This window comes from Streptomyces sp. NPDC050759, assembly GCF_044456945.1.
Lineage (GTDB): Bacteria > Actinomycetota > Actinomycetes > Streptomycetales > Streptomycetaceae > Streptomyces.
Genome location: NZ_JBITGI010000006.1, coordinates 420237 through 433817 on the forward strand (window position 1 = coordinate 420237; position 13581 = coordinate 433817).

A 13581-nucleotide genomic window follows, 5' to 3' on the forward strand; every position below is an offset into this window, starting at 1 on the left:
GCCGTAGCGAGCAGCAAAGATCTCCACTTCATGACGTCAGGCCCTTCACGACCGCCGCCCGCGCCGTCTCGATGTCGCCCACGTCCTTCGTCCGGCCGTCGAGGTTCCGGGTCGCGGTGGTGAGCGCCTCGGTCAGGGCGTCGCTGTCGGCGCCGCCGTCCTTCTTCCGCAGCTGGGCGATGAGTTCGTAGTCCTCGATGCCCTCCTTCAGCTGCTCCCAGCGGATGCTGGACATCGGGCCGTCCTTGCCCGGGTAGACCAGGTACTCGTCGCCCTGCGTGAAGATGTGCACCGGCTGCTTGAAGGGATCGCTGGTCCAGCTGTTGTACGACCAGCGCAGGAAACCGTCCAGGTTCCGCTGGGCGGAGATCCAGGGCAGCATCCGCGACTCGACGGCGGGCGAGTAGGACAGCGTGTTGGGGTGGGCCGGCGAGCCGTACACGTAGAAGGTCGTGATCTTGCCGGCCTTGCGCCGCTCGGCCACCTTCTCCTTCGTCATCGCGTCGATGCCGCCCCAGTCGACGGACAGGTTGGACGCGACGCCTTCGGTGTTGATCGAACCGGCCACGGAGATACGGTCGTCGAAGGCCGGTGCGACCTCGTGGACGAAGTTCTTGACGACCGTCATGGTGTCGATGGGCCGCTCGTCGAAGGACAGCCAGGTGTGGTCCAGCCAGCCCTTCGCCTTCACGTGCTTCTCGAAGGCGGGGAGGAAGGCTCCCCACGCCTCACGCCAGCGGTCGCCGCCCAGATCGACGTTCTCGTAGACCGTCTTGCCGGTGCTGGTGTCGGTGTAGGTGAGGTGCTCCTGGTCCTGGAAGGCCAGCATGGAGAAGGCGCCGATGTCGGGCCCGAGTCCGGCGCGTCTGGCGGTCTCGACGTACTTGTCCCAGCGGCTGAAGTCGAAGGAGAACGTCTTTCCGTTCCAGTTCCAGCCCACCATGCTGGTGTACGGCGTGGCGGTCTGCGACTCCCGGGTGCCGAGCGACCACTGGTGGTGCCAGGGGTTGTCGACGATGGTGGTGTTGATGACCTTCTGGCCGCGCGAGGCCAGGTCACGGTCGTACTTGTCGATCAGCTTCCAGTGCTCGTCGGACCAGAGCTTGACGCCATGGTTCTTGGCCATCGTCTCCGGCTGCGCCCACACGTCGAGGAAGAAGCTGTAGTCCTTCGGGTCGGGCACGCTCGCGTCCGCGACCTGGATGGACAGTGGGTAGGTGCTCTGCGTACGGCCGTCGGCGTTGACCTTCACCGTGCCGGTGTAGGTACCGGGCTTGGCCGTCTTGGGGATGTGGAAGGTGAACCACAGCGGCTGTGCCGCGTACGCGGGTACGTCCACCGAGTCCCGCTCTTCCAGCGGGTCGCCGACGACGTCGGGGTTGCGGTCGCCGGAGACCTCCTTGCCGGAGCTGACCTGGTCGATGGTGGCGGACCAGTCGACCTCGCTCTTGGAGCGCTGCACCGGCACGTACTTGACGAACCGCACTTGGGTGCCGGCACCGGACAGCTTGGCGCCACCGGGACCGGTGAGGTCGCCGACCACGGCCTTGACGTCGTCGAGGTTCTTGCCGGAGGCGATCGCCAGCTGCGCCGAGACCTGCTCGTTGCGGACGGCGGAGAGCGTGAGCTCCTTGGTGTCCTTGCCCTGGATGGGGGTCATCGGGTAGCGCGGGACCCGTTCCTCCGCGGAACCGGCGAAGGAGCCGGTGGGAACCCAGGTGATGGTGTCCCTGGTGCCCATGGCGTCGGCGACCTTGACGGTCAGCCAGGTGGTGGTGGCCTTGGAATTGAGGTCGGTGCCGGTGGTCGCCGTGCCGGTGACGGCGATCGCGGTGGTGCTCGCGGCCACGACGACGCCGGCGACGAAGCCGGCGGCGAGTGAGGACGTACGTGCCATGGGGCTGGGGTCCCTCTCTCACGGAGGTGCGGGGAGTGGTCCCCGGCAGGCCCCACGGGGGAGGCGGCCTGCCGGGAGTCCGGGTGATCTTCGTGGCGCGTGATGCGCCTGTGGCGTCAGGAGGTGACGGTGAATCCGCTGAAGACGGCTTCGATGTCCTGGCCGGGGTAGTTGACGTTGGCCGCGCTGGCGACCATCCCGGCGTCCTCGGTGCCTGCGGCCGACGGCACCTGGGCGGTGCCGACCTGCGACCAGGTCTGGCCGTCCTTGCTGGCGTACGCGGTGTAGGAGGTGCCGTCCCGGGTCAGCTTGAGATACGCCGGGTGGTAGGTGGCGCCGCCGCCCGCCCAGGTGTCGAGCTTCCCGTCGCCGTCGCTGTCGGTCATGAACTCCAGGCCGTAGCTCTGGGTCATGACCAGCACCGCGTAACCGCCCTTCTCGGGTGCGGTCAGGTCGTTGGCGAGGGCGATGCCCGCCTTGCCTACCGGTGAGGCGCTGTTTTGGGACACCAACTGGGCCTGCACGGTGGCCTTTTCGCCTGCCGCCCCGTCGCGGTAGATGACGCCCTTCTCGTCCTTCCAACCGGACAGGTCCTGGCCGCCCGCCCAGATGGCGAACTGGTCACCGGCCTGGGCGTATTGCGGGTCCTCGGAGGTGGTGTCGGTCGTCAGGTACGGCGCCTGCACGCTGCTTGGGGCGGCCTTCACCTGCGCCTGCACGGTGTCGGACACCTTCGTCGAGCCGTTGTAGGTCGCGGTACCGGTGAGGTCATGGCTGCCCCAGCGGGCGTCCTCGGCCGGGGTCACCGTCCAGGTGGTGGTGAGGGTGGCGCCGTTCCTGAGGGAGCTCGCGGCGGTTGGACCGGTCGCCTTGGCGCTCCAGCCGTCGGGCAGGCCGAGGGCCGCCTTGACGCTCTTGATGGTTCCGGTGCTCCAGTTGGTCACCTCGGTGGTCACCTCGAACGGCTTGCCGGCGTCGGTGGCCGGGGCGTCCGGGGTGATCAGGACGGAGGCGGCCGGCGCGTCGTCGCGCTTGAGCGCCCTGATGGCCTTGTCCGCGCCCTTGGCCTTGAGGTTGACGAAGGCCGGGGTGACGCCGAGCGGCGCCGAGTAGCCCTTCAGAGTCCGGGGACCGCGGATCACCGTGCCCTGGTTGACGTCGTACCAGGTGCCCGGCGGCAGATGGACGGAACGGGTGGCTCCGGTGCTCAACTTGGGCGCGGCCAGTACGGCCGGACCGAGCATCCACTCGTCGGCGACCGTGTAACTCGCCTCGTCCTTCGGGAAGTCGAAGAACAGCGGCCGCATGATCGGATCACCGGTCTTCAGGGTGCTCTGCACCTGGTCCCAGATGTAGGGGGCGAGCTTCTCGTGCGTCTTGATGGCCTGCCGGTAGAGGTCGACCGTCTCCTGGTCGTAGTCCACCTTCTGCCCGGTGGTGGTGTCGTTGGTGTCCACCGGGGAGGTCGAGGCGTACATCAGCGGCATCAGCGAGGCGGATTGCGCCCACCGCACCAGCACGTCCTTCGTCGGCGCGGGCTGGCCGCCGGAGCCGCCGATCATGTCCGACTCGACGAACGGATAACCGATGGTGGAGATCGCCAGGTTCTGGGAGGCGGAGGCGCGCAGGGAGTCCCAGCCGGTGCCCTTGTCGACCTGACGGGTGACGAAGCCGGCCTCGTGGGCCGTCTTGTTCCAGTGCACGCGGATGCCGGCGCCCTGGAGGTCGAACTCGTCGGCGAGCTGCGTGCCGAGCTTCTGGTAGTCCGTGACCTGGGAGCCCTCGCGCGGCGCGCACCGCTCGTCGAAGAAGCGGGTGTCGAACTTCAGCCCGTCGATGTCGTACGTGTCCATGAGGGACTTGAGGTTGGCCTCGTACCAGGCCTTGGCGTCGGGGTTGGCCAGGTCGATGATCCCGGCGTTCCCGTTCCACCAGGTCACGTCACACGGCTTGGTCTTGTCCTTGGCGTCCATGAGCAGGTAGCCGTGGTCGACCGCGTACTGGTAGTTGGCGGAGTCAAGGTTGATCCACAGGGTGACCCAGACGCCGAAGTCGAACCCCATGTCGTGGATCTTCTTGGAGAGGCCCTTGGGGTCGGGAAAGGTCTTGGGATCCCAGGTCAGGTTGCCGTAGTTCGACTCCCACTTGTCGTCGAGCTGGATGGTGTGCCCGTCCAGCCCGTTGTCGTGGAGGTCGGTGGCGTAGTCGAGCAGTTTCTCCTGGTCGACCTTGGTGTAGAACTGCGCCCAGGAATTCCACAGCGGCTTGGCGTACTGCTCGTACGGCGCGTCGGACTTGGCGGGCTTGCCGACGATGCCGATGTAGTCGCGGTAGACCTCCAGCGGGGTCGACTCGACGAACACGGTGGCCTTGAAGGTGTCGGGCGACTCCACGACGAAGCTGCCGAGGCCGTCCTTGCCCTTGTTGAGTGCCACGTCCATGACGTTCCCGGTGTCGACGCGCAGACCGGTCGACTTGGACGTGTACCAGAACGGGTCGATCATGTGGTACGACGCCGGGCCGAAGGTCGGGTGGTCGACCTCACCGGCGTCCAGCGGCCAGGGCTGGTTGGTGCCGGGACCGCCCTGCGGGGTCTCGGCCTCGCCGTGGCCGTACCAGTGGCCGGCCGACGACAGATCGTAGGAGAGGCCCAACTGCTTCGGTGCGCCGCCTCGGACGTCCCAGTCGAGCTGGTAGCGGTCGGCGCCGGGAGTGATCCGGGCTTCCACCGTGGCGCCGTCGAGCGTGCTGCCGGCGGTGACGGTCAGGACGCCGTTCTTCCACGTCCAGCCGGTGACGCCGGTCGCGTGCTGCCAGGTGCCGTCGGCCGTCGCGAAGCGCAGGGAACCGGTGTCGCCGGAGGTGGTGGCGAGCACGGTCTTCCCGGCGCGACGCGTGGTCAGGGCGAGTTCGTCGGTGGCCACGTCGAGGGTGTAGCCGGGGGCATTGGCGGAGGCCGGCACGGAGACCGTGACGGCGTTCGCGGTGCGGGTCACCTTCGGACCGGCGGTGGCCTCGACGGCCGTGGCCGCGGCGGTGGGGCCGGTGAGGGGCGCCATCAGCATGGCGGCGGTCAGTGCGGCAGCGAGCAACAGGCCGCCGGGACTGCTCAATCGGGCGTGCACTCGTGTCCTCCTGTCGGACAGGACGGTGGCTCAGGAGCGGCGGTGCGTGGTGCCGGGTGGCGTGCGGAGCGCACGGTCACGAAGAAGCGCGGTGCCCGCCGGGGCTGTGGTGTGCTTGTTTCTGCGTGCAGATGCAAGATTCGAAGCGATTTCGCACATGCTCTTGCGGGAATCGCCACCTGTCAACATGCGGGGCACACGGCGTCCCGAGTGCCCCGAGGGCTGTCGTGGAGCGGCTGTTGTCCCTGGTGGCGGTCGGTCCCGGGGCCCGCCGACCGGCCTCGGCGGGCCCGGAAACCGTTCGTAACGGGCGCGTAAATTCTGCGGGCCCCCGAGATCCTTTCGGGGGACGCCCGGTCAGGCCAGGATCACGGAACGGGTCAGATGGCGGGGATTGTCCGGGTCCAGGCCGCGTGCCGAGGCGAGGGCGGAGGCCAGCCGGTGCACCACGACGAGATCTGCCAGCGGGTCCCGGCCGAGTGCCACCAACTGCCCGCCGGTGTCCGCGATCTCGGCGGCGAGACCGGACGGCAGGGCGGCCGGGTCTCCGAACCACCACGCCACGCGGCCGGGTGCGGTGACGCTGATCGGGCCGTGCCGGTACTCCATCACCGGGTAGGCCTCGGTCCAGGCGCCCGCCGCCTCGCGCATCTTCAACGCCGCCTCCTGGGCGATCCCGTAGGCCCAGCCCTGCCCCAGGAAGGTGAACTGCTCGGCCTCCAGCACCCCGGCCGGCAGCGGTTCGTCCAGCGCAGCGCGCCCCTGCTGCGGCAGATGCTCCAGGTCCTCGCCCAAGTGCGCCCGCAGCAGCACCAGTTCGGTGCTGGCGAACCGGGTCTGGACGACCGAGGTCTCGTCGGCGAAGTCCAGCACGACGACATCGTCCGCCGGCCCCGTCACCGGCGACTGCGGCACCGCGGTCACCGCGGTCGTGGGGGTGTGTCCGCGCAGGCGGCCGAGCAGCTCCAGCACTTCGGTCGTGGTGCCGGACCGGGTCAGCGCGACCACCCGGTCGTAGGCCCGCCCGTGCGGCATCTCGGAGGCGGGGAAGGCGTCGGTCTCGCCGTGGCCGCCCGACTCCCGCAGTGCCGCATACGCCTGGGCGATGAACCAGGACGTCCCGCAGCCGACGACGGCCACCCGCTCGCCGGGCCTGGGCAGTGAGGCGGAGCCGGGACCGTCGGGCCTCCGGGCCAGTGCCACGGCGTGCCTCCAGCAGTCCGGCTGGGTGGCGATCTCGATGTCGGTCTGACTCATCGGGGACTCCCCTCTCGGGCGCACGGCGTGACCGATACGTGATGCGACGGCCCTTGACAGTGTGCGCGTTTGATTGAGCATCATGTCGTTCGATGATTGATAGCACCAGTAATCGAGCATAAACAAGCAAGCGGGCGCGCAATCAGGCGAGCACGCTCTTGACCAAGCACGCCATGCGTGCGGAGAGGTACTCCGTGAAACGGCACCTCGCGGGCCTCGCCGGGGTCACGGCCCTGGCACTGGCCCTCACCGGCTGCGGCAAGGGCAGCTCCTCGGACAGCGGCGGATCCGACGGCAAGACGATCAGGTTCGTCGCAGCGAAGTACGACGACGACACCCAGGCCTACTGGGCCGCGCTGATCAAGGATTTCGAGAAGGCGAACCCCGGCTACCGGGTGAACCTCGAAGTCGTCGACTGGGAGCAGATGGACTCCAAGGTCAAGACGTACGTCCAGACCAAGCAGGAACCGGACATCCTCAACTACAACAAGTTCTCCGACTTCGCCCGGGACGGCCTGGTCCACAAGGCGCAGGACGTCGTCTCCCCCAAGGTGCTGGCCGACTTCCTCCCGCTGTTCCGGCAGAAGGCGCAGTACAAGGGGGCCCAGTACGGCCTGCCCTTCATCTCCAGCGCGCGCCTGTTCTTCTACAACAAGGACATCTTCGCCAAGGCGGGCATAGCCGAACCGCCGTCCACCTGGGCCGAGGTCGAGGCCGACGCCAAGAAGATCAAGAAGGCCGGTTACATCGGCCTCGGGCTGCCCCTGGGCCCCGAGGAGGCGCAGGCCGAGTTCCAGATCTGGGCGATGAACAACGGCGGCGGCTGGACCGACACTTCGGGCAAGTGGGCGATCGACCAGCAGGCCAACGTCGACACACTCAGCTATCTGCGGAAACTGACGAAGGAAAAGGTCACCCAGCCCAACCCGGAGGCCACCAACCGCAAGGACGTCTTCAACCAGTTCGCCCAGGGCAAGATCGGCATGCTCAACGGGGCCGTCTTCATGCGGAAGGGCTTCATCGACCCGGTCGACGCCAAACTGAACTACGGCGTCGCGGCCCTGCCCAGCAAGGACGGCAGCACCCACAAGACGCTCGGCGTGCAGGACTACCTCGTCGCGTTCAAGAAGAGCGACGGGTCGAACAAGACGGCGGTGAAGAAGTTCCTCGACTTCTTCTACCAGAAGGAGAACGCCGCCAAGTTCGTCTCCACCGAGGGGTTCCTGTCGGTCACCGAGTCGGCCGGTCAGGTGCTCAGCTCCGACAGCAAGAACGCCGCTTACTACAAGCCGTTCGTCGACGCCCTCTCCAGCGCCGAGTTCGCCCCCGCCGACGATCCGGCGTGGGCCGCGGTCGACGGTGCCGTGAAACAGCGCATCGGCTCGGGGGTGGCGGGCGGCGACCCGGCGAAGGTCCTGGGCGAGATCCAGAAGACCGCGCAGAAGGGCGACTGACGTCGGTGGCCGTACACGATGTCACCGCAAGCGCCACCGGGGCCGAACACCCGGCCCCGGTGGCGCCGGCGCCGCCCCCGCCGCGCCGCCGTCGCAGGACGTGGCGCGCGCTCGAGCCCCTGCTGTGGCTCGGGCCCGCGACCCTCCTCATCCTGACCATGGTCGTCTGGCCGATCATCGAGATGATCCGGACGTCCCTGACGAAGGTGAGCTCCACCGGACTGTCCGAGGGATTCGCCGGCCTTCGCAACTACACCGACCTGTTCGCCGAGGGCGACCTGCCCGGAGTGCTGCTGCGCACCGTCGTGTGGGTCATCGGGGTCGTCACCGTCACGATCCTGGTCTCCCTCGGCCTGTCCCAACTGCTCAACGCGAGCTTCCCCGGGCGCCGGCTGGTGCGGTGGGCGATGATCGTGCCCTGGGCCTCGTCCGTGCTGATGACGGCGCTCATCTGGCGCTGGATGCTCAACAACTTCTACGGCGTGATCAACCGGCTGCTCATGGACCTCGGGGTGCTCGACGCCCCCGTCAACTGGCTGGCCCATCCCGGGCAGGCACTCGCGGCGATGATGGGCGTGGCGGTGTTCGTCTCCCTGCCGTTCACCTCGTTCGTCCTGCTGGCCGGTCTGCAGAGCATCCCGGGCGAGGTCTACGAGGCGGCGCGGGTGGACGGCGCGGGCCCGGTCCGCGCCTACCTGAGCATCACCCTGCCGCTGCTGCGGCCCTCGCTGGTGGTCGCCGCGATCATCAACGTCATCAACGTCTTCAACTCGTTCCCCATCATCTGGGCCATGACGCGCGGCGGCCCCGGCTTCAGCACCGACACGACCACCACCTACCTGTACAAACTCGCCTTCGACAACCAGTCGGTGGGGGAGTCGGCCGCCATGGCCGTCGTCAACTTCGGGCTGGTCCTCGCCGTGGTGCTGGTCTATCTGCGCGTCGTCCGCCGACAGGAGGACACCGCGTGAGCACCACTCACAAAGCTGTGCTGCGCAGAAGGCGGCCACGACCGATGAAACTGCGCACCGTCCTGCTCACCGCCGCCGGCTGGCTGGTGGCGCTCGCGTTTCTCGCGCCCTACGCGGAAATGCTGCTGACAGCGCTCAAACCCACGCCCGAACTGATGAAGTCCCCGCCGTCCTATCTGCCCTCGCACTGGCAGTGGTCGAACTTCACGCAGATCTGGTCGCTCACCGACCCGCGCGTCGGAGACGCGCTGCTGTTCTCGCTGTACGTCGCCGGGGCATCGACGCTCCTCGCCCTGGCCGTCGGACTGCCCGCCGCGTACTACACCGCCCGGCACCGCTTCCGCGGGCGCGGCGCCTTCCTGATCCTCGTCCTCGTCACCCAGATGTTCGCGCCGACCGCGCTCCTGGTCGGCATCTACCGGGAGATGGTCAGCCTCAACCTGACCGACACCGCCGAGGGCCTCATCCTGGTGAACGCGGCGTTCAACCTGCCGTTCTGCGTGTGGATCCTCAACGCGTACTTCGCGAGCATCCCCAAGGAACTCGAGGAGGCGGCCTGGCTGGACGGCACCGGGCGGTTCGGCGCCCTCACCCGTGTCATCCTGCCGCTCGCGATGCCCGGTGTGGTGACCGCGCTCGTCTACACCTTCATCGGCGCGTGGAACGAGTACGTGGTGGCGCTCACGATCACCTCGTCAGGCAACCGGATGACGCTGACCAGGGCGATTCCGGGCTTCGTCACCTCGTACCACGAGCAGTGGCAGTACCTGTTCGCCACCTCGATCGTCGCGATCGTGCCCGTGGTGGTGCTGTTCGTCTTCGTGGAGCGCTACCTCGTCGCCGGCCTGACCGCGGGCGGCGTGCGCGGATGACACCGGGATCCGCATCGCAGCCGGGGCCGCCGCGGGAGCCGGTGCGGGAGCGGTGCGCGGTGTCAGGCGCGGATGACCTCCACACCGGCCGCCTCGAACGACTCGGTCAGTTCGTCCGAGGCGGCCTTGTCGGTCACCAGGACGTCGATGTCCGCCACCGGGCAGATCCGGGCGAAGGCCCGCCGGTCCAGCTTGGAGGAGTCGGCGACCGCGACGACCTGCTGCGCGCGGCGGGCCAGCGCCCGGTTGATGCTGGCCTCGCCCTCGTGGTGGGCGGTCGCCCCGTGGGCCACGTCGATGGCGTCCACTCCGATGAACACCTGGTCCAGTGCGATCTCCGCGAGCAGTTCGGTGGCCAGCGGCCCGATCAGCTCATAGGACGCAGGGCGGGCCACCCCGCCGGTCACCACCAGCTTGACGTGACGCCGTACGACCAACTCGTTGGCGATGTTCAGGGCGTTGGTCACCACGGTGACCGCTGTCTCCGCGCCGCCGGAACTCAGGTCGGCGCGGGTGGCCAGAGCCCGCGCCACCTCGGTGGTCGTGGTGCCGCCGTTCAGCCCCACCACGGCGCCGGCCTTCACCAGCCCGGCGGCCGCGTCCGCGATCCGCTCCTTCTCCGGAGCCTTGCGCGCGGCCTTGTAGCGCAGTGGCAGGTCATAGGCGATCGCGTTGATCACGGCTCCGCCGTGCGTGCGGGTGACCATCTGCTGGCGGGCCAGCTCGTCGAGGTCGCGCCTGATGGTGGCGGCGGAGACGCGCAACTCCTCGGCAGCCGACTCGACTTCGATCCGCCCGTCGCGCGTCAGCATCTCCAGCAGCGCGCTCCACCGGGCCTGCGGTGCCGCCATGTCTCACAACTCCCTGTCGGTGTGTGCGCCGCGAAGTGCGCACCTCAATGAAACCACAGCGCATGATTGGGTGCTTTATGGCCGCCAAACAAGCAAAACCCTGCACTTACCGCACATTCATACCTATGCCTCTGCCGTCAGGAGGCCGTCCGTGCCGCTGACGCCCACCGCCGACGTGGTGAGTTCCGCGTACCGCGACGGACGGGCCGTCGGCGCGTTCAACGTGATCACCCTGGAGCACGCCGAGGCCGTGGTCACCGGGGCGGAAGCCGCGGGGCGCCCGGTCATCTGCCAGATCAGCGAGAACGCCGTGCGGTTCCACGGCAGCCGGCTCGCCCCGATAGCCCGCGCCACCGCAGCGCTCGCCGAGGCGGCCGCCGTCCCCGTGGCGCTGCACCTCGACCACGTCACCGACGAAGAGCTGCTGCGCGGAGCCGCGGACTGCGGCTTCGGATCCGTCATGTTCGACGCGTCCGCGCTGCCGCACGCCCAGAACGTCGCCGCCACGCGCGCGGCGGCGCAGTGGGCGCACGCACAGGGTCTGTGGCTGGAGGCGGAACTCGGCGAGATCGGCGGCAAGGACGGAGTGCACGCCCCCTCGGCACGTACGGACCCCGACCAGGCGCGCGACTTCGTGTCCGCCACCGGGGTCGATGCACTGGCCGTCGCGGTCGGCAGCTCCCACGCGATGACCACGCGCACCGCCCGGCTGGACCACGATCTCATCGCCCGCCTCGCCGAGGCGGTCCCCGTACCGCTGGTCCTGCACGGCTCGACGGGCGTGCCCGACGAAGAGCTCCGGCAGGCGGTGGCGGCCGGCATGGTCAAGGTCAACATCGGTACGGCACTGAATGCCGCCTTCACCGGCGCGGTCCGCGACACACTCGCCGCGACGCCCGCGGCCGTCGACCCCCGGCCCGCCCTCACCGCGGCGCGCCGGGCGATGGCCGATGCCGTGACCTCGGCGCTGCGGACCCTGTCGGGCGGTGGGTACGGGACGGGTTGACGGGTTCCGGTGTCGGGGCGCGAGACGATCGCCGACGTCGAGAGTTCCGGACGTCCAGGTGAGCCGGCGGAGGCCCGTGACCCGTGTCCGCCGGCCGAGGCCCGCGTGCCCCGGTGTCGGATACGGGTCCTGACCGGCAATCAGCAGTGTTACTCCTCGAAGGCCTGGATCACGCGACCACCGCCGCCCGCACGCACAGCACGTCCGGCAGATGCGAGGCCAACTGCCGCCAGCTGTCGCCGTCGTCGGCCGAGGCGTACACCTCGCCGTTGCGGTTGCCGAAGTAGACGCCGGCCGGGTCCGCGTCGTCCGTGCACATCGCGTCCCGCAGCACCGTGCCGTAGTGGTCCTCCTGCGGCAGCCCCGCCGTGAGCGGCTCCCAGCTCTTGCCCGCGTCCGCCGTGCGGAAGACCCGGCATCGGTGACCGGCCGGGACGCGGTCCGCGTCGGCGTTGATCGGGAAGACGTACGCCGTCTCACCGCGGTGGGGATGGGCGGCCACCGCGAAGCCGAAGGTGGACGGCAGCCCCTCGCCGATGTCCGTCCAGTGCGCCCCCGCGTCGTCGCTTCTGTACACACCCCAGTGGTTCTGGAGATACAGCCGGTCCGGATCGGCCGCGTCCCGGGCCACCTTGTGCACGCACTGGCCGAACTCCGGGTTCGGGTCGGGCAGGAACACCGCGGAGACACCGGAGTTGGACGGCTCCCAGCTCGCGCCACCGTCCTTGGTGCGGAACACCCCGGCGGTGGAGACGGCCACCGTCACCGCGCGCGGGTCCCGCTGGTCGGTCAGAACGGTGTGCAGGCCCTCACCGCCACCACCCGGCACCCACTTCGAGCGGGTCGGATGCTCCCAGAGCGGACGGACGAGCTCGAAACTCTCCCCGCGGTCCTCGGAGCGGTACAGCGCGGCCGGTTCCGTGCCCGCGTACACCACGTCCGGCTCGGCCGCCGCCGGGTGCAGCTGCCAGACCCGCTCCAGGGAGGCCTCGGTGTCCTTCGGGAACTTCACCGCGGGCTGGGCCGGCTCCCTCCAGGTGCGGCCCAGGTCGTCGGAGTGGAAAATGGAGGGACCCCAGTGCGCGCTGTCACCACCTACCAGCAGCCGGGGACGCTCGCCCCGGGTGTCGATGGCGACCGAGTACACGGCCTGCGCGTTGAAATACGGGCTCTCGTCGAACTCCCAGGTGCCGCCGCGCCCACGCCCGATGAACAGACCTTTGCGCGTCCCCACGGCAAGCAGCTTCTCAGTCATACCGATCACCTCCGTGACGTCTTTGTCCCAGACATCGGCCAGTCTGCACCCCGCCACTGACAGTCACCTCTGGAAAGGCCTTCGTCGCAGGTCAGGGCGGGGATGGTAACCGGCTGAGGCGATTGACGGGCGGCTTTCGGCAAGATGCCGGCAGCGGCGGGCGCCCCGGTGGGACCGTCGTGACGGAGAACTCGCCGTGAGCCGTGAGCATCGAGGACGGCTCCCCCGTATGGGAGGTCGGTCCGGCATGTTCGTGCGCCCGTCGCTCATGAGGAGGATGCCTTCGATGGCGTTCCGTGGTCCCAAGGTCTGGCTGTGGCGCTGGCGGCGCAATCCGCTCCGACGCCGCGCCGACACCGTCGAGGCGTGGGTCGTACTCGGTGCCTGGCTGCTCACCGTGCTGGCCGGGGTGCTCGCCGGTCTGGGGGTGAGCCGGTCCGTCGAGCACCAGCTGGCACTGGAGCGCGTCGAGTGGCGGCCCGTCGTGGCCCGTCTCGTCGACCAGGCGCCGGGCACGGCCGACCCGGGCACGTCGAGCGGTGAACGGGTATGGGGCAAGGTGGCCTGGACCGGCGTGGACGGCTCGGCCCACGAGGGCCAGGTCCGCGTCGATCCCGGCAGCACCCAGGGCACCCCGGTCACCGTCTGGACCGACCCTCAGGGCCGTCTGATGACCCAGCCCGCCACCGAGGGCCAGGCACAGATCCGCGCCGCGATGATCGGCATCCTGGTCGGCGTCAGCACCGCGGCCGTCCCCTTCGTGGGCGGTCGGGTCCTCCGTCGCCGTATGGAGCGCCACCGCCTCGACCAGTGGGACTCGGACTGGGCGCACTTCGGACCGTTGTGGGGCGGGAGGCGGGCCGACGGGAGGTAACACCGGCGGGCAGGGCCGC

General features: G+C 69.2%; 10 protein-coding genes. 5 read left to right on the top strand and 5 right to left on the bottom strand.

The window, feature by feature from the left end; all coding sequences use genetic code 11:
- Positions 1 to 28: 28 nt before the first annotated feature.
- The 3 genes from ACIBJB_RS21235 to ACIBJB_RS21245 form a co-directional block, all read right to left on the bottom strand.
- Positions 29 to 1897 carry a glycoside hydrolase domain-containing protein gene (locus ACIBJB_RS21235; RefSeq protein WP_398932639.1) on the bottom strand — a complete coding sequence of 623 codons (1869 nt, stop codon included), beginning with the start codon at positions 1895 to 1897 and terminating at the stop codon, positions 29 to 31.
- Between the two features lie 116 nt (positions 1898 to 2013).
- A complete protein-coding gene (locus ACIBJB_RS21240; protein ID WP_398932700.1) occupies positions 2014 to 4962 on the bottom strand; it encodes a TIM-barrel domain-containing protein in 2949 nt (982 codons plus the stop codon).
- 417 nt (positions 4963 to 5379) lie between these two features.
- Positions 5380 to 6279, bottom strand: a complete 900-nt coding sequence (locus ACIBJB_RS21245; RefSeq protein WP_398932640.1) for an SIS domain-containing protein — start codon at positions 6277 to 6279, stop codon at positions 5380 to 5382.
- 173 nt (positions 6280 to 6452) lie between these two features.
- Between ACIBJB_RS21245 and ACIBJB_RS21250 the strand changes: the two genes are divergently transcribed.
- The 3 genes from ACIBJB_RS21250 to ACIBJB_RS21260 are packed head-to-tail and all read left to right on the top strand — an operon-like array spanning position 6453 to position 9576.
- Positions 6453 to 7733: an extracellular solute-binding protein gene (locus tag ACIBJB_RS21250; protein WP_398932641.1), complete on the top strand. Its 1281-nt coding sequence runs from the start codon at positions 6453 to 6455 to the stop codon at positions 7731 to 7733.
- Positions 7734 to 7738: 5 nt separating this feature from the next.
- On the top strand, positions 7739 to 8704 hold the full coding sequence (locus tag ACIBJB_RS21255; RefSeq protein ID WP_398932642.1) for a carbohydrate ABC transporter permease: 966 nt from the start codon (positions 7739 to 7741) through the stop codon (positions 8702 to 8704).
- A complete protein-coding gene (locus tag ACIBJB_RS21260) occupies positions 8701 to 9576 on the top strand; it encodes a carbohydrate ABC transporter permease (RefSeq protein WP_398932643.1) in 876 nt (291 codons plus the stop codon). Before ACIBJB_RS21255 ends, ACIBJB_RS21260 begins: the two co-directional genes overlap by 4 nt.
- A 62-nt stretch (positions 9577 to 9638) precedes the next feature.
- Here the strand turns inward: ACIBJB_RS21260 and ACIBJB_RS21265 are convergent, their stop codons facing one another.
- Positions 9639 to 10427, bottom strand: coding sequence for a DeoR/GlpR family DNA-binding transcription regulator (locus ACIBJB_RS21265; RefSeq protein ID WP_266377085.1), 789 nt, complete (start codon positions 10425 to 10427; stop codon positions 9639 to 9641).
- Between the two features lie 151 nt (positions 10428 to 10578).
- On the opposite strand from ACIBJB_RS21265, the gene ACIBJB_RS21270 reads away from it, so the two are divergent.
- Positions 10579 to 11433 carry a ketose-bisphosphate aldolase gene (locus tag ACIBJB_RS21270; protein ID WP_398932644.1) on the top strand — a complete coding sequence of 285 codons (855 nt, stop codon included), beginning with the start codon at positions 10579 to 10581 and terminating at the stop codon, positions 11431 to 11433.
- 169 nt (positions 11434 to 11602) lie between these two features.
- Here the strand turns inward: ACIBJB_RS21270 and ACIBJB_RS21275 are convergent, their stop codons facing one another.
- Positions 11603 to 12688: a WD40/YVTN/BNR-like repeat-containing protein gene (locus ACIBJB_RS21275; protein ID WP_398932645.1), complete on the bottom strand. Its 1086-nt coding sequence runs from the start codon at positions 12686 to 12688 to the stop codon at positions 11603 to 11605.
- A 286-nt stretch (positions 12689 to 12974) separates the two neighbouring features.
- On the opposite strand from ACIBJB_RS21275, the gene ACIBJB_RS21280 reads away from it, so the two are divergent.
- Positions 12975 to 13562 (top strand): hypothetical protein, encoded by a 588-nt coding sequence (locus tag ACIBJB_RS21280; RefSeq protein ID WP_398932646.1) that lies wholly within the window; start codon positions 12975 to 12977, stop codon positions 13560 to 13562.
- The last annotated feature ends 19 nt before the right edge of the window (positions 13563 to 13581 follow it).

Coding starts and splice junctions, on each gene's coding strand:
- ACIBJB_RS21235 (WP_398932639.1), bottom strand. CDS start 1,897: ATGGCACGTACGTCCTCACTCGCCGCCGGCTTCGTCGCCGGCGTCGTC.
- ACIBJB_RS21240 (WP_398932700.1), bottom strand. CDS start 4,962: ATGCTGATGGCGCCCCTCACCGGCCCCACCGCCGCGGCCACGGCCGTC.
- ACIBJB_RS21245 (WP_398932640.1), bottom strand. CDS start 6,279: ATGAGTCAGACCGACATCGAGATCGCCACCCAGCCGGACTGCTGGAGG.
- ACIBJB_RS21250 (WP_398932641.1), top strand. CDS start 6,453: ATGCGTGCGGAGAGGTACTCCGTGAAACGGCACCTCGCGGGCCTCGCC.
- ACIBJB_RS21265 (WP_266377085.1), bottom strand. CDS start 10,427: ATGGCGGCACCGCAGGCCCGGTGGAGCGCGCTGCTGGAGATGCTGACG.
- ACIBJB_RS21275 (WP_398932645.1), bottom strand. CDS start 12,688: ATGACTGAGAAGCTGCTTGCCGTGGGGACGCGCAAAGGTCTGTTCATC.
- ACIBJB_RS21280 (WP_398932646.1), top strand. CDS start 12,975: ATGGCGTTCCGTGGTCCCAAGGTCTGGCTGTGGCGCTGGCGGCGCAAT.